Source organism: Bradyrhizobium lupini, assembly GCF_040939785.1.
Taxonomy (GTDB): Bacteria; Pseudomonadota; Alphaproteobacteria; order Rhizobiales; family Xanthobacteraceae; genus Bradyrhizobium; species Bradyrhizobium canariense_D.
The window spans coordinates 3420403-3435689 of record NZ_CP162553.1; the positions used below are offsets into that span (position 1 = coordinate 3420403).

At 64.4% G+C, this 15287-nt stretch carries 11 protein-coding genes and 3 pseudogenes; 8 read left to right on the forward strand and 6 right to left on the reverse strand.

From position 1 onward, the window contains the following. Positions 1–15: 15 nt before the first annotated feature. A complete protein-coding gene (locus AB3L03_RS16130; RefSeq protein WP_368508897.1) occupies positions 16–891 on the reverse strand; it encodes an S-methyl-5'-thioadenosine phosphorylase in 876 nt (291 codons plus the stop codon). Positions 892–1015: 124 nt separating this feature from the next. Beyond that, on the reverse strand, positions 1016–1288 hold the full coding sequence (locus AB3L03_RS16135) for a phosphopantetheine-binding protein (protein ID WP_368508898.1): 273 nt from the start codon (positions 1286–1288) through the stop codon (positions 1016–1018). A 358-nt stretch (positions 1289–1646) separates the two neighbouring features. Between AB3L03_RS16135 and AB3L03_RS16140 the strand changes: the two genes are divergently transcribed. From AB3L03_RS16140 to AB3L03_RS16170, 7 genes and pseudogenes are all read left to right on the forward strand, one after another. Beyond that, a complete protein-coding gene (locus tag AB3L03_RS16140; protein ID WP_085349789.1) occupies positions 1647–2864 on the forward strand; it encodes an acyl-CoA dehydrogenase family protein in 1218 nt (405 codons plus the stop codon). Positions 2865–2927: 63 nt separating this feature from the next. After that, complete coding sequence (locus AB3L03_RS16145; RefSeq protein WP_368508899.1) at positions 2928–3908, forward strand: amino acid--[acyl-carrier-protein] ligase; 981 nt, start codon at positions 2928–2930, stop codon at positions 3906–3908. A gap of 37 nt (positions 3909–3945) precedes the next feature. Next, positions 3946–4820, forward strand: a pseudogene (locus AB3L03_RS16150) (acyl-CoA acyltransferase). Positions 4821–5136: 316 nt separating this feature from the next. Beyond that, a pseudogene (locus AB3L03_RS16155) lies at positions 5137–7913 on the forward strand (PAS-domain containing protein). A 205-nt stretch (positions 7914–8118) separates the two neighbouring features. Beyond that, positions 8119–9096 (forward strand): tripartite tricarboxylate transporter substrate binding protein, encoded by a 978-nt coding sequence (locus AB3L03_RS16160; protein ID WP_085349787.1) that lies wholly within the window; start codon positions 8119–8121, stop codon positions 9094–9096. A 154-nt stretch (positions 9097–9250) separates the two neighbouring features. Further along, positions 9251–9736 (forward strand): tripartite tricarboxylate transporter TctB family protein, encoded by a 486-nt coding sequence (locus AB3L03_RS16165; RefSeq protein WP_204513108.1) that lies wholly within the window; start codon positions 9251–9253, stop codon positions 9734–9736. 4 nt (positions 9737–9740) lie between these two features. Next, positions 9741–11249 carry a tripartite tricarboxylate transporter permease gene (locus AB3L03_RS16170; protein WP_204513107.1) on the forward strand — a complete coding sequence of 503 codons (1509 nt, stop codon included), beginning with the start codon at positions 9741–9743 and terminating at the stop codon, positions 11247–11249. A gap of 16 nt (positions 11250–11265) precedes the next feature. On the opposite strand, the gene AB3L03_RS16175 is transcribed toward AB3L03_RS16170, so the two are convergent. Then, positions 11266–12963: an EAL domain-containing protein gene (locus tag AB3L03_RS16175; protein WP_368508900.1), complete on the reverse strand. Its 1698-nt coding sequence runs from the start codon at positions 12961–12963 to the stop codon at positions 11266–11268. A 220-nt stretch (positions 12964–13183) separates the two neighbouring features. Here AB3L03_RS16175 and AB3L03_RS16180 point away from each other — a divergent pair, with 220 nt between their 5' ends. Beyond that, positions 13184–13444, forward strand: a complete 261-nt coding sequence (locus AB3L03_RS16180) for a hypothetical protein (protein WP_026233054.1) — start codon at positions 13184–13186, stop codon at positions 13442–13444. Between the two features lies 1 nt (position 13445). On the opposite strand, the gene AB3L03_RS16185 is transcribed toward AB3L03_RS16180, so the two are convergent. The 3 genes and pseudogenes from AB3L03_RS16185 to mtgA all read right to left on the reverse strand — a co-directional run bounded on the left by AB3L03_RS16185 (position 13446) and on the right by mtgA (position 15255). Next, positions 13446–14087 carry a hypothetical protein gene (locus AB3L03_RS16185; RefSeq protein WP_026233053.1) on the reverse strand — a complete coding sequence of 214 codons (642 nt, stop codon included), beginning with the start codon at positions 14085–14087 and terminating at the stop codon, positions 13446–13448. Positions 14088–14230: 143 nt separating this feature from the next. Further along, positions 14231–14413 (reverse strand): 50S ribosomal protein L32, encoded by a 183-nt coding sequence (gene rpmF / locus AB3L03_RS16190; RefSeq protein ID WP_007598106.1) that lies wholly within the window; start codon positions 14411–14413, stop codon positions 14231–14233. Positions 14414–14581: 168 nt separating this feature from the next. After that, a pseudogene (gene mtgA, locus AB3L03_RS16195) lies at positions 14582–15255 on the reverse strand (monofunctional biosynthetic peptidoglycan transglycosylase). Between the last annotated feature and the right edge of the window lie 32 nt (positions 15256–15287).

Below are 15287 nucleotides of genomic sequence, written 5' to 3' on the forward strand. Positions count from 1 at the left end.
ATTCTGCCTTTCGTATCACGTTCGCAGGATGCGCCCGGCCACCGCGTCGAGCTTCTTCAAGAGCTCGGGATCGCGCGCCTCGGGCGCGGTGATCAGCGCGGTATCGAGCGCGCGGTCCGAGCCGATCGGGCACGGCTCATGCTCGCGCGGGAAGTCTTTCGCCAGCCGCGCCACCAGCGCTTTTGCCTTGTCGGCGTTCGAGCTCAGAACGCGGATGATGTCCTGCACGGTGACGGCGTCGTGATCAGGATGCCAGCAATCGAAATCCGTCACCATCGCGACGGTGGCGTAGCAAAGCTCCGCCTCGCGCGCGAGTTTCGCCTCGGGCATGTTGGTCATGCCGATGACGGAATAGCCAAGCGTCTTGTAGGTCATGCTTTCCGCATAGGTCGAGAATTGCGGTCCTTCCATGCAGACATAGGTGCCGCCGCGCGCAAACGCGATGCCCTCGGCTTCGGCCGCCGTGGCAAGATGGATGCGCAGCCGCGGCGAGACCGGGTGCGCCATTGAGACATGCGCGACGCATCCCCGGCCGAAGAACGAGCTCTCGCGTTTGTGGGTGCGATCGACGAACTGGTCGACGAGAACGAAGGTTCCCGGTGGCAGTTCCTCTCTGAACGAGCCGCAGGCCGACAGCGAGATCAGGTCGGTGACGCCGGCGCGCTTGAGGACGTCGATATTGGCGCGATAATTGATGTCGGAGGGCGACAGTCGGTGGCCCTTGTCGTGGCGCGGCAGGAACACGATCTGCAGGCCGGCAATCGAGCCGCGCCGCAGGGGCGCCGACGGTTCGCCCCAGGGGCTCCTGATCACCTCTTCGCGAGCGCCCTCCAGCCCCGGCAGATCGTAAATGCCGGAGCCGCCGATGATGCCCAATACGGCCTGCGTCATGCCTGCTCCACCCCGTTCGCGCCATCGCGATTCCGTGGAGAAGCTATGCCAGTTTTACGTCGGTTTTGGAACGGGTGATGGGGGCAAGAAGTGCCGTCAGGAGGATGCGCGCCAGCGCGCCTGATTATGCTGCGGCGGCCGACTGCAGCTGGGTCGCGACCATGCGCTCCAGCGTCTCGACGGACTGGAAGTTCTCCGGTGTGATCTCGGCCTGGGGAATCGTGAAGTCGAACTCGGCTTCGACGCCCAGCATCAGATTGACCATGTCCATCGAGGTCAGGCCGACGTCGACGAGCTTGGCCTGCGGCGTGACCTCAGCGGAGAGCGAGTTCTGGGCGAGGATGCCCTTCACCAGCTTGATGATGCGATTGCGCAACTCGGTATCGAAAGCCTGCATCGGTAAATTCCCATCTGTCGACAAAGGTCGGACCGGTTGCCGGCTACGATGGGCACGGCGGGCCGATCCCGCAATGGACGCCACCATTACTTCGCTTTTCTTAGTAAACGATGACTCAGATTGTCTGGATTTCCGGCTTCTTACAGATCCCTAACGCGACCGCGGAAATCCGGACGAGGCAAACAACCCGAACTTAACTGTTCGTTCGGAATTGGGCTTTGTTTACCCTCTATTTCATCGACGAATTTGAATTAAATCCGTAGCCTCATCTCATAAGCAAAGATGGTCGAAGGAATCGCTCAAGCGGCATCGCGAATGATGCCGGCGATCCTGAACGGCAAACCGGAGGCGGACGAGTATGAACGTGCGTGAAGCAGTCCTCACTGTCGACGAGACGCAGACGAGCTTTCTCGAGCATGGTCCCTCTCTCATTGAGCGCGCCGCCCGGACCGCCACCGTGGCGGCTGCCGACGCAGACGGGGTCGATCGCGATGCCCGCTTCCCCCACAAGGCTTTCGAGGTTGCGCGTGAGCAGAAGCTGCTCGGCGTCATGATCCCGGCCGAGTTCGGCGGCTTCGGTGCCTCGATCCACGACGTCACCGACGTCTGCTACACGCTCGGACGCGCCTGCGCCTCCACGGCGATGATCTACGCCATGCACACCACGAAGGTCGCCTGCGTCGTCAGGCACGGCCACGGCATCCCCTGGATGGAAACCATGATGCGCCGGGTCGCACGCGACCAGTGGCTGCTCGCCTCCTCCACCACCGAAGGCCAGAACGGCGGCAACATCCGCGCCAGCGCCGCCGCCGTCGACGTCGCAGGCGACACCGTCTCGCTGCTGCGCGACGCCACCGTGATCTCCTACGGCGCCGAGGCCGACGGCCTCGTGACCATCGCCCGCCGCGCCACCGACGCTTCTGCGTCCGACCAGGTGCTGCTGGCGCTCGCCAGGGACGATTATTCGCTGAAGCGGACGCTGGGCTGGGAAACGCTCGGCATGCGCGGCACCTGCTCGACCGGTTTCGAGCTGAAGGTCGACTGCCCGACCGATCGCGTCTTCCCGGAATCCTACGACAAGATCCACGCCCAGACCATGACGCCGTTCGCGCATCTGTGCTGGTCCTCGGCCTGGGCTGGTATCGCTGCAGCCGCCGTCACCCGTGCGCAGGCCTTCGTCCGTAAGGCGGCCCGCACCTCAGGGGGCCAGATGCCCCCGGCAGCCGCACATTTCACCGCCGCCAAGATGTCGCTGGCCAAGCTGCGGGCGCTGATATCGGCCAATATCGACGCCTTTGCTCGCGCCGAGCACGATGAACGCGCGCTCGGCTCGCTCGACTTCCAGTCTTCGATCACGCTTCTGAAGGTGCAGGCCTCGGAGCTCGCGGTCGAGACCGTGATGCATGCGATGCGCACCGCAGGCCTTTCCGGCTACCGCAACGACGGCGAGTTCACGATGGGCCGCCACCTGCGCGACGTGCTGTCGTCGCCGATCATGATCAACAACGACCGCATTCTGGCCAATGCCGCGACGTCGACCCTGATGAGCGGCGTGCCGACAAGCCTTCGGGACTGACGAGCTTTCGAGACTGACGTGCCTTCGTTCAATAAGAACAATTTCAGATAGCAGGAAGCCGACATGAACATTGCTGTTCTCCCCAACTCGCCCGAGACCGTGCCGCAGATCGCGGATCCGCTGGATCATCTCGCCGACAAGCTCTTTCATCCGATGGGCTCGGACGGCGTCTATGCCCGCACCGCTCTTTATGAAGGCATCGTCGAAAAGCTCGCCGCGCTGATCACGAGCCATCGCGAGGCCGGCACCGAGGTGATGCGCTTCCCGCCGGTGATGAGCCGGTCCCAGCTGGAAAAATCCGGCTACCTGAAGAGCTTTCCGAACCTGCTCGGCTGCGTCTGCAGCCTGCACGGCACCGAGCGCGAGATCAACGCCGCGGTAAGCCGCTTCGACGCCGGCGGTGACTGGACCAGCTCGCTCTCGCCGGCAGACCTCGTGCTGTCGCCGGCGGCCTGCTATCCCGTCTATCCGATCGCGGCGAGCCGCGGCCAGTTGCCGAAGGGTGGCCTGCGCTTCGACGTCGCCGCCGACTGCTTCCGCCGTGAACCGTCAAAACATCTCGACCGGCTGCAATCGTTCCGGATGCGGGAATATGTCTGCATCGGAAGCCCCGATGACGTGGCCGATTTCCGCGAGCGCTGGATGGTGCGCGCGCAGGCGATTGCGACCGATCTCGGTCTCACCTTCCGCGTCGACTATGCCAGCGATCCGTTCTTCGGCCGCGTCGGTCAGATGAAGGCCGTGAGCCAGAAGCAGCAGCAGCTCAAGTTCGAACTGCTGATCCCGCTGCGCTCGGAAGAGCAGCCGACCGCCTGCATGAGCTTCAATTATCACCGCGAGCATTTCGGCACGACGTGGGACATCAAGGACGCCAATGGCGAGCCGGCCCACACCGGCTGCGTCGCTTTCGGCATGGACCGGCTGGCGGTCGCCATGTTCCACACCCACGGCACCGACCCTTCCGCCTGGCCCGCCAAGGTGCGGGAGATCATGGGCCTGCAGCCGCAGATCGCGGCCGATGCCCACGGCGAAGGCTGGCGCTAACGGAACGAGGCCGGTCATTTCCACGGGAAAGACGAGCGTGATCCACACCAAGGTCCGATGCCGCGAGATCACCGAGTCCGACGTCGATGCGGTCGCGGACTTGCTGACGCGCGGCTTCGTCGGGCGCTCGCGCGGCTATTGGATCCAAGGCCTGCGCCGGCAAGCCTTCCGACCGGTACCGGATGGCTACCCGCGCTTCGGCTACATGCTCGACAATGACGGCACGCCGGTCGGCGTGCTGCTGCTGATCTACACGGCGCGGAGGGACGGCGATGAGACCGCCATCCAGTGCAATTTGTCGAGCTGGTACGTCGATCCGGCCTACCGCAACTACGCCCCGCTCCTGACCAAGATCGCGCAGCGGCACAAGGACGTCACCTATCTCAACATCAGCCCGGCGCCGTGGACCTGGCCGATCATCGAGACGCAGGGCTTTCGCGCCTATTGCAGGGGTATATTCTTCTCCGTGCCTGCGCTGGCGCGCGTCCCACGCTGGAGCAAGATCGAGGTCATCTCGCAGCACGCCAAAACGATCGACGGGCTTTCCGATGCCGAGACCGAGCTCTTGACGCGGCATGCGCGCTACAATTGCCTCAGCCTCGTCTGCCGCACGCCGAAGGGAGCGTTCCCCTTCATCCTGCAACCGGTGCGCATCCGCCGTGGCATCATTGCGCCGCCCGCGATGAAGCTGATCTACTGCCGCAACGCGGCCGAGTACACCGAATGCGCGGGCCGCATCGGCCGGCTGCTGCTGCGGCTCGGCAAGATCGCGGTCGCCGTCGATTCCAACGGCTCCGTTCCCGGCCTCGTCGGCATCTACACCGAGCGTCGCGGCCGCAATATTTCAAGGGCCCGCACCGGCCGCAGCTCGCCGATCTCACGGATACGGAACTCGTGCTGTACGGGCCGTAGGCCCGTTTGGACCAGACATTCGATGTCCATCCGGGCCTAAGGCGCAATTGCGCAGGCCGACCGGCGCGACGCTACCTTGCACCCCCCTCCACATTGGCAGCATCTCTGCATCACGGTCACCCTCCGTAAACTACGGCGCTTAAGGGAATTTTCCCGCCTGTTCGCTAGCCTCGGCGGCTGAATTGCCCTGCGTTAAGTCTATTGCCCGCCGAGACCCCGCCGCCCCATGACGTCGATCCGCGACAACGAGCTTGATGCACGCCGCGAGCAGGGCCCGAAGGCCCTGGTCGGGCTGAGCCAGCTTGCACTCGACCACATGGAACAGGGTGTCTGCGTCTACGATGCCGGCAACCGGATCGTGCTGGTCAATCAGCGCTATCTCAGCCTGTTCAACATGTCGGCCGAAATCGTGCGGGTCGGCACGAGCTACCGCGACGTGCTCGCCCACAGTGTGGCCCTCGGCAACATCCCCGCGGGGGAAGTCGACGCACTCTATGCCGCGCGCATGGCGCGGATCGCAGCCGGCCAGCCGTTCCGGACTCAACAGACACTCGCGAGCGGCCTCGTCATGGCGCTCGAGCTGAAGCCGCTTCCCGGCGGCGGCTGGATGACGATCTGCGACGACGTCAGCCGCCTCGCCCGGCTCGAGGCGGAGCTGCGCGTGCAGACCGAGCGCAGCCAGCACGCGCTCGCCAACATGGCGCACGGCTTGATCATGTACGATGCCGACAGCCGCGTCGTCGTCTGCAACGAACGTTTCCTGAATCTCTATAACCTCGACCCGGAAATCGTGAAGCCGGGCGTCTCGCATTGTACGGTCATCGAGCATTGGATGTCGCGCGGCAACCTGCCGGGCATGCCGGGCGAGGAATTCCACGACACCAGGCTGGAGGACGTGCGCACCAGGAAGGAGAAAACCCTGCTGGTGATGCGCTATGACGGACGGATGGTGCAGGTGGTTTCCCGTTTTCTGCCCGACGGCGGCTGGGTGACGGTGCACGAAGACGTCACCGAGCGGCTGCAATACGAGGAGATGCTGAGGCAGCAGAACTTCATGCTCGATGCGGCGTTGGAGAACATGGCGCACGGACTCGCCTTCTACGACAGCGAGATGCGCCTGCGCGTCTGCAACACCACCTACCGGAAGATCTATCGGCTCTCGCCGGAGGAAGCCAAGCCGGGCACGCATCTCGGCGAACTGATCGAACGCTCGATGGCAAACGGCGCGTTCTCTTCCGAGTATAGCCCGCGACACCTCCTGGAGGCCGCCAGCGCAAGGATCGCCGACCGCAACTCCTCGCCGATACGCCGACGGATGTCGAACGGCACCACGATCTCCGTGCGCTATTGCGCCCTGGCCGAGGGTGGTTTTGTGGCCACCTACGAGGACATCACCGAGCGCGAGCACGCAGTCGAGGAGCTGAGCGAGCAGTATCGGCGCTTCGACGCGGCCCTGAACAACATGAGCCAGGGCCTGTGCATGCTCGATTCGAGCTTGCGCGTCATTGTCTGCAATCGGCGCTACATCGAGATGTACGGACTGTCACCCGAATTGGTGAAGCCGGGTGTGTCGATGCGCGAGATCATGGAGCACAGCTGCGAGCTCGGCATCCATCCAAACACCACCGCCGCGCGGCTCTATGCCGACTATGTCGAGAGGCTGCGCGAGGGCGAGCACACACTGCACCGCTATTTGGGCGACGGCCGCATCATCAAGCTCAATCACAAGCGAATGGAGCATGGCGGCTGGGTCGTCACCTATGAGGACGTTACCGAGCGCCACAAGGCCCAGGCCCGCGTTGCGCATATGGCGCGGCACGATTCGCTCACCGACCTGCCCAACCGCACGCTGTTCCGCGAGAAGATGGGCGAGGGGCTGAACCAGGTCGCAATCGCAGGTGGCGCGATGGCCGTGCTGTGCTTCGATCTCGACAATTTCAAGACCGTCAACGACCGCCTCGGACACGCGGCCGGCGACCGGCTGTTGCGCTGGGTCGCGGCGCGGCTGCAGGAGAATGTCGGCGAGCACGACACCGTCGCGCGGCTCGGTGGCGACGAGTTCGCGGTTCTCCAGCGCGGACCGCAGCCGCAATCGGCGGAAAGGCTCGCACGCCGCCTGGTGGAGATCATCGGTCACCCGCCGCCGCTGGAGAACCAGTCGATCCATGTCGGCGTCTCCGTCGGCATCGCAATCGCTCCCGATCACGGGCTCGATGCCGACGAGCTGATGAAATGCGCCGACCTCGCGCTGTACGAGGCCAAGGCCAAGGGGCGCGGCGCCTATCAGCTGTTCGAGCCCAAAATGGAGGAAGAGGCGCGCAGCCGGCACGCGCTCGAGCACGATCTGCGCGGCGCGCTGGAGGCCCGTGAATTCCACCTGGCGTTCCAACCGCAGGTGCGGCTCGACACCACCGAACTTACCGGCTTCGAGGCGCTGCTGCGCTGGAAACATCCCTCGCGCGGCCTCGTCCCGCCGGCCGAATTCATTCCGATTGCGGAAGAGAACGGGCTGATCGTTCCGATCGGAGAGTGGTGCTGCGCACAGCCTGCGCGACCGCCGCGACCTGGCCCGATCTCACGGTCGCGGTGAACCTGTCGCCGGTGCAGTTCCGATCGCGCGGGCTGGTGACGATGGTGACGAGCGCGCTTGCGGAGGCCGGCCTGCCGCCGCATCGGCTCGAGCTCGAGGTCACCGAGACGGCGCTGCTCGACGACAGCGAGGCGACGATCGAGATCCTGCACCAGCTGCGCGCGTTGGGGGTGCGCGTCAGCCTCGACGATTTCGGGGTCGGCTATTCTTCTCTGAGCTATTTGCGCAAGTTTCCGTTCGATCGCATCAAGATCGACCGCTCCTTCGTCGGCACGCTCGGCGAAAGCCCGGAGAGCGTGGCGATCGTCCGCACCATCGCCAGCCTCGGCTCGGTGCTCGGCGTCGAGACCACGGCGGAAGGCGTCGAGACGATCGAACAACTCGACTTCGTCCGCGAATGCGGCTGCACCGCCGTGCAGGGATATTATTTCGGCAAGCCCTCGCCGGCCGCGGAGGTCGGACGCATGATCGAGACGCTGAGCGCAGTCCGCCGTGTGGCGTAAGGGCTCAGCCGAGAGCCAAATTCCGTATCTCGGCACGCCTCCAAACGACCAATTGTCGCATGTGCGCTTTTCGGCGGGATCACCGTATCGCCCCTGCGGGGCCGCCGCGCAATGCGCTTTTCTTCTCCCATGATTTCGGGGACAATCCCGTCATAACAATGAGAAACCGCGGTCCGAACGAGGCCACCGCGAGGGAGGAGTTTCGATGTCGCGATACGGGCTGAAGACCTTTGCCATTGCCGCCATGCATGCCGTCGTGAGCGCGCTGCTCGCAACCGCCGCGGGTGCACAGGATTATCCCACCAAACCGGTGACGCTGATCGTTCCATGGCCGGCCGGCGGATCGACCGACATCTCGATGCGCGCGATCGCCGACAGCGCGTCCAAGGTCCTGGGGCAGCCCATCGTGATCGACAACAAAGCCGGTGGCGGCGGTACGGTCGGACCGGCCACCATGGCCGCGGCTGCGAAGCCGGACGGCTACACCATCTCACAGCTTCCGATCACCGTCTTCCGCCTGCCCCTGATGCAGGAGGTGTCGTGGGATCCGGCAAAGGATTTTACCTACATCATACATCTCACCGGCTACACCTTCGGCGTAACCACCAGCGCGGAGTCGCAATTCAAGTCCTGGAAAGACGTGGTCGAGTTCGCGAAGGCAAATCCGGGCAAGGTGACCTACGCGACGCCCGGCACCGGCACCTCGCTTCATATCGGCATGGAGCAGATCGCCGCGATGTCCGGCATCAAGCTCACGCAGGTGCCGTTCAAGGGCGGGGCAGAGACCAACGCCGCGGTACTCGGCCAGCACACCATGCTGCAGGCCGACTCCACCGGTTGGCGACCCTTGGTCGACGCCGGCAAGCTGAAGCTTCTCATGGTGTGGACCGGCGCGCGATCACCGAACTATCCTGACGTGCCGACGCTGAAGGAACTCGGCTATCCCATGGTCTATGATTCCCCGTTCGGCATCGCCGGCCCCAAGGGCATGGATCCCAAGATCGTCGCCAAGCTGCACGACGCCTTCAAGAAGGCAGTCGAGGATCCCGCAGTGATCGCCACGCTCGCCAAATACGACATGGTGCCGAGCTACAAGAATACCGAGGACTACAAGAAGTTCGTCGTCGAGGTCACGGAATCGGAGCGCAAGGTGATCGATACGCTCGGGCTTGCGAAGAAGTAGTATTGAGCCACTTTCGTGTTCCGGGCGTGGTGCAGCGCTTCTCCAGCGCTGCACCACAGAGCCGGGACCTACCTTTGCCACGCACCTATCGATCCCGGATCTGCAGCGCACCGCTTCGCGCCGCGTAGCGTCCCGGCACGGCCGAGAGGTATTGATGAACGACCAAACCACCGTCAAACTCCGCCTCAACAACTCCGAACTCTGGGGTGGGTTGATCGGGCTCGCGCTCGGCGGCTTCGTGATCTGGCAAGGCTTAAAGCTCAAGCTCGGCACCATCAACGACCCTGGCTCCGGCTACGTGCTTTTCTACACGGGCATCCTGATGTGCGTGTTCGCGGCCAGCATTATCATCTCGGCCATCACCGAGGGCGGACCAACGCTGGCTTCGCGTTGGCAGAACGTGAGCTGGAGCAAGCCGTTACTCGTCATCGTCTGCCTTACCGCGTTTTCCTTTGCCCTTGAGCCGCTGGGATTCCTGCTGTCATCGATCCCGCTCATGCTGCTTTTGTTGCGCTTGATCGATCCCTTGCGGTGGACATTGGCGATGCCGATCGCCGTTCTGGCACCGCTCGGCATGTGGTGGATGCTCAAGCGACTGCTGCTGATCCAGTTACCCTCCGGCCTGTTCGGGATCGGCTGATCGCATGGATACGCTTCTCAACGTCGCGCATGGGTTTGGCGTCGCTCTCCTGCCGATCAACCTGCTCTACTGCTTCATCGGCGTCTTCATCGGCACGCTGGTCGGCGTGCTGCCGGGCATCGGGCCGATCTCGGCGATGTCTCTGTTGCTTCCGGTGACACTGTCAGGAACGCCGGAATCCGGCATCATCATGATGGCGGGAATCTATTACGGCTCGATGTATGGCGGCTCGACGACCTCAATCCTGGTCAACATTCCCGGCGAGGCGGCTTCCGTCGTGACCTGTATTGACGGCCACCAGATGGCGAAGCAGGGTCGTGCCGGCCCCGCGCTGGGCATCTCAGCCTTCGGCTCGTTCATCGCCGGCACATTTTCACTCGTTGCACTGATGCTGGTGGCGCCTCGGCTCGCCAACATCGCCATCGCGTTCGGCCCTGCCGAATATTTCAGCCTGATGGTGCTCGGCCTCGTCGTGCTCACCTTCCTCACGCAGGGATCGATGCCGAAAGCGCTTCTGATGGCATGTATCGGCGTCGTGCTCGGACTGATCGGGCTCGACAGCATCACCGCGCAGCCGCGGCTGACATTCGGCCGCATGGAGCTGATCGACGGCATAGGACTGGTCCCCGTCGTGATGGGCCTGTTCGGCGTCGCCGAGGTGCTGTTCAATACCGAGCAGGTGATCAAACGCGACATCATCAACGCCAAAATCACGCAGCTGCTGCCCAACAAGGCCGATTGGCAGGCGAGCGCCGGCCCGGTGGCGCGCGGCACGTTACTTGGCTTCCTGCTCGGCATTCTCCCGGGCGGCGGCGCGGTGGTGGCCTCGTTCGCGTCCTATGCGCTGGAGAAGCGGCTGTCGAAGACGCCGGAGCGCTTCGGCCATGGCGCAATCGAGGGCGTAGCGGGTCCCGAATCCGCCAACAACGCGGCGGCCGGCGGCGCGTTCATTCCGCTGATGACCTTGGGCATCCCGCCGAATGTGGTGATGGCACTGCTGCTCGGCGCCTTCGTCATCCACGGCCTGCAACCGGGGCCGCTACTGATCACGCAAAACCCCGGCCTGTTCTGGGGCATCGTCGCCAGCATGTATATCGGCAACGTCATGCTGCTGATCCTCAATCTGCCGCTGATCGGCATGTGGGTGCAGCTGCTCAAGTTGCCCTACAACATCCTGTTCCCGCTGATTATCCTGTTCACGATCCTGGGCGTTTACTGCTCGAGCAACAATGTGTTCGACGTCTACGTGATGATCGCGTTCGGGATCATCGGCTATTTCATGCGCAAGCTCGGCTTCGAGCCCGCGCCGCTGGTGCTGGCGTTCGTGCTGGGACCGATGATGGAGAACAATCTGCGCAAGTCGCTGATCCTGTCGCAAGGCGACCTCTGGACCTTCGTGCAGCGGCCGATCTCGGCAGCGTGTCTTGCGCTCGCGCTGGTGCTGCTGATGGCGCCGCTATTACCCGCGCTGCGCAAGAAGCGCGAGCTCGTGGCGCTGGATGAGGGCGCGTGAGGGATCGGCAGGTGTCTCAGCCTGCCGCGGGCAGCACGCTGTCCGGTGGCGGCGCACCCCAGGGGCGGTCGGCTGAGGCGAGCCCGATCAGGCGGCCCTGGATGTAGTCGCAGCCCCAGTCGCGCAGCATGTTCGCAGCTTCTTCGTCCTGCACCCATTCGGCCACCGTCTTGATGTCGAGGCGGCGGGCGAGGTCGATCAGGGTCTGCACGAAGGCGCGGTCGTCGGCGGAACGGGTGATGTTCTGCACGAAGGCACCGTCGATCTTCACGATGTCCACGCCCAGCTTGCGCAGATTGCGGAACGAGGTGTAGCCGGCGCCGAAATCGTCGATGGCGATGCGGCTGCCGAAATTCTTCAGCCGGGTGACGAAGCCGCGCACATCGTCGATGTCCTGGATCGCGACGGTTTCGGTGATCTCGACGATCAGCCGCTCGGCGACGCCGGGATGGGCACGCATCAGCGATTCGATTCCCGCCCACCAATCCGGATCCATGGTGGTGTCGGGCGAGATGTTGAGGCTGAGGCAGATGTCCGGCGCGGCCGCGAGCTCGGCGACCACGAGCTCGAGCACCCGGTGATCGACCAGGCGGATCAGGCCGAGGCGTTCCGCAACCGGCACGATGTCGGGCGCGAGCAGCACCTGGCCGTCGCCCTGGTCCATCCGCACCAGGCATTCGTGAAAGGCGCAGTCGCGCGAAAGGGCGGCAACTACCGGCTCATAGGCAAGCTTGATGCGGCGCTCATTCAGTGCGGTGACGATCTCGTCGGTGACGCGGATGTTGACGCGGCGCTGGGCGTCGCGCGCGGCATCCGGGCGCCAGGCTGCGAACGAGCCGACGCGGCGTTGTTTCGCGGTGTCCAGGGTCTCGTGGGCGCGATTGACGGCTTCATCGGCGTTGCGGGCATAGCGCGGCAGGCTGACCGCGCCGATCGAGGCGGTGACCGACACCGGTCCGGATTTGGTCGGCACCACCTCGTCGCGAATGCCGGCGAGGAAACGTTCGGCAGCCACGTTCATGTCATCGACGGTGCAGTTCTTCAGGATCAGGCCGAACTTGTTGCCGGAGAAGCGGCCGAGCACGTCGCCGCCGCGCAAGCGCGCGCGAATGCGCGTGGCGACGTCGAGGATCACGGCGTCGGCAACGTCGAAGCCGAAGGCCTCGTTGACACGCGCGAGATGATCGATGCCGACCAGCATGAAGGCCGCGGTCGAGCGGAAACGGGTCGTCTCCTCGATGGCCTCGGCCAGCGCGGCGATCAGATGCGAGCGATTGAGCTCGCCGGTCAGCGGATCGAGCCGGGCCAGCTTCGTCAGTTCCTCGTCGCGGGCATGGCGTTCATTGTTGATGCGGACGGAGCCGATCGCACGCACCGGGCGGCCGTCGGGGCCGGCGAACCAGCGGCCGGTCTCCTCGATCCAGACCATGGGATCGGCGGCGCTCATGCGCACGCCGTACTCGACCCGGTAGGGCGTGCCGTCGGCGCCATGCACGGCTGAGGTCTGTGCCAGCGCGGCAGTCCGCATTGATTGCGCGGGCTCGATCAGCCTGGCGAATTCGGCGCCGGTGGCCAGCCGTTCGGCGGGAATTCCGGGAAAGATGGCGCTGACCTGCTCACCCCAGACGATGGCATCGCTGGCGATGTCCCAGGCGAACACGGCCTGGCCGAGGGCAGCCAGGATGTCGGAGGCTTGCGGCAATGCGGGGGTCAAAATCGCCTCGTTTCGGGACAGCGGGGAGTCCTGAGCCGGCACAGGATAAAGCCAGATTCGCCATTGACCCTAGGCAAAGTTGATAAACAATTTGGAAACCACGTTTCCTCGCTCGCAGGAACCGAAGCGGCTCACCCGGCATAGGCCTTGCGAGTACATGACACGCACCGGCGCCAGCGTCTCGAAACGCGACAATCTAGGCCGGTCAACGGTGATTGCGATGTTGAGTACTGGTCAACTGGACGTGGCGGACAACGGCACAGGCTCGGCCCTGGTGCCGCTGATGCCGGTTTTGCAGTGGGTCCACAAGGCCCCGCTGCCACGCCCCGATCCCAGCTTCGTCGCCCAGCTCATCGCCAATGCCGAGCATCTGCCCCAGGCGAGCCGGCTCCGCCGCGCGTCTTCCGAGGATGCGCAGGTCGCCTATGGCAGCAAGCGCCCGCTTCCGAGCGTTAGCGCGCGCACGCGGCAGGTGGCTTGAATCAGCGCGGCGCGTCGGGAGACGGCTGGGTGCCGTTGCCCGGCTGCAAATGCGGCGAGGGAATTTCCGGCGAGGGCGCACTCACAGGCTTCGGCGCCGGGTGATCCATCAGCACGGATTCGGCGACCGATTGTGCCGTGGGCGCGGGCGGCTCCGCCGGAGCTGGTCGCGGAGCGGACACTGGCTCGAACTTGGGCTCGAACTCATCCGCCGGCGTCTCGGCCTGGCGCTTGGTCTTGCGGGGCGCCGGCACCGTCGTTTCAGCGACATAAGCGACGCGGCGGCGGGTGCGCTGGGCGATGCCGCCGAGGAAATCGGCCATCGCGAGCAGCACCAGAAGGAAATAGGTGGAGTTGCCGAATTTCGGCCACATCACGAATTCGGCCGCAGCCGCGCCGAACACGATCAGCGACAGCAGATGATCCATCAGGAATTTCGAGCCGGGCCGCGCGCCCTTGACCACTTCGAGCAGCAGCAGCACGATACCTAGCGCGAGCATCACGTCGGCGAGCGTGACCGGCCAGGCCTCGCCCGTGATCATCGGCACCTTGAACAGCACGTCCGCAAAGGACACGCTCGGCATCAGGAATGCGATGATGTTGTAGACCGCGAGCGGGATCAGGAGCAGCGGGAAACCGACCATCGGCGAAATGCCTTCTCGATCAAGATATCCAGACAGGACAATGCGGCGGCGATGCATTCGCTCCGCCGCCGTCACTGTCATATCTCATGGGTGGACCGAAATCAGGCAGGCCCGATCGTCCTGCCCACAGAAAGGTCCCGAACTCAGGACTCTTTCTTCTTCAGGACCTGACGGCCCTTGTACATGCCGGTCTTGAGGTCGAGATGGTGCGGACGACGCAGTTCGCCGGAATCCTTGTCTTCCACATAGGTCGGCTTCTTGATGGCGTCTGCCGAGCGGCGCATGCCACGACGGGACGGCGAGGTTTTTCTTCTCGGAACGGCCATTTCAATATCCTCTAGGGATTGGTGTTTTGGGGCATCGTCCGCGAGGGGACGGCTCAGCACCCGCAAACCGAGGCGAGCTGAATGCCGGTCAAGGCCGGGCTTATAGAGGAAGGCCTGCCTTAAATCTAGGGCTCTGGGCCGGAAAATGCGCCCGAAAAGGACCGGAAATCAGCGATTCTCCCGCCAGCAGGTCGAAAGTGAACTCGCCTGCGCTCGCGCCACATAGGTCCCGGCCAGCCGCCGGACACCCGGTCCCGGCGTCCTGGCGCTGCGTTTGACCGGATTCGGCAGGATAGAGGCTAGAAGCGCGGCCTCCCGGGGGAGAGGTTCGCCGCCGACTTGCCGAAGGCATAGGCGCTGGCGGCCTCGGCCCCAAACTGGCTCTGCGGGCCGAGCTCGGCGATGTTGAGGTAAATCTCCAGGATCCGTGCCTTGGGCAGGACGAGATCGATCCACAGCGCCAACGGGAATTCCAGCGCCTTCCGGACGAAGTCCCGCCCCTGCCAGAGGAACAGGTTTTTCGCCACCTGCTGGGTGATGGTGGAAGCGCCCCGGAACGGGGTGCCGTCCTCCTTCGCATCGTCGATCGCCTCACGCAGCGCACCCCAGTCAATGCCGTGATGCTTGCAGAAATGGGCGTCCTCGGCCGCCACCACCGAGCGTGGCAGCGAGGGCGACATCGCCGCCAGATCGATCCATTCCCGCTGCATCGGCGCACCCCGCAGCGAGCGCCAGATCATCAGCGTCGAAACGGGATGGCCGGCACGGTAGAACGGCGCGACGACATAGGGCGCGAGAGCCGCGACCGCGAGCACCAGGAGAAGGGTTTTGACGACGCGCAAATCAACCTTTCCGGCGCAGAACGAAACGCGGC

What these genes read in the sequence shown, in the direction of transcription:
- AB3L03_RS16140 (WP_085349789.1), top strand. Translation starts at nt 1,647, where the DNA reads ATGAACGTGCGTGAAGCAGTCCTCACTGTCGACGAGACGCAGACGAGC.
- AB3L03_RS16135 (WP_368508898.1), bottom strand. Translation starts at nt 1,288, where the DNA reads ATGCAGGCTTTCGATACCGAGTTGCGCAATCGCATCATCAAGCTGGTG.
- AB3L03_RS16165 (WP_204513108.1), top strand. Translation starts at nt 9,251, where the DNA reads ATGAACGACCAAACCACCGTCAAACTCCGCCTCAACAACTCCGAACTC.
- AB3L03_RS16160 (WP_085349787.1), top strand. Translation starts at nt 8,119, where the DNA reads ATGTCGCGATACGGGCTGAAGACCTTTGCCATTGCCGCCATGCATGCC.
- AB3L03_RS16145 (WP_368508899.1), top strand. Translation starts at nt 2,928, where the DNA reads ATGAACATTGCTGTTCTCCCCAACTCGCCCGAGACCGTGCCGCAGATC.
- AB3L03_RS16180 (WP_026233054.1), top strand. Translation starts at nt 13,184, where the DNA reads ATGTTGAGTACTGGTCAACTGGACGTGGCGGACAACGGCACAGGCTCG.
- AB3L03_RS16170 (WP_204513107.1), top strand. Translation starts at nt 9,741, where the DNA reads ATGGATACGCTTCTCAACGTCGCGCATGGGTTTGGCGTCGCTCTCCTG.
- AB3L03_RS16130 (WP_368508897.1), bottom strand. Translation starts at nt 891, where the DNA reads ATGACGCAGGCCGTATTGGGCATCATCGGCGGCTCCGGCATTTACGAT.
- AB3L03_RS16185 (WP_026233053.1), bottom strand. Translation starts at nt 14,087, where the DNA reads ATGGTCGGTTTCCCGCTGCTCCTGATCCCGCTCGCGGTCTACAACATC.
- rpmF (WP_007598106.1), bottom strand. Translation starts at nt 14,413, where the DNA reads ATGGCCGTTCCGAGAAGAAAAACCTCGCCGTCCCGTCGTGGCATGCGC.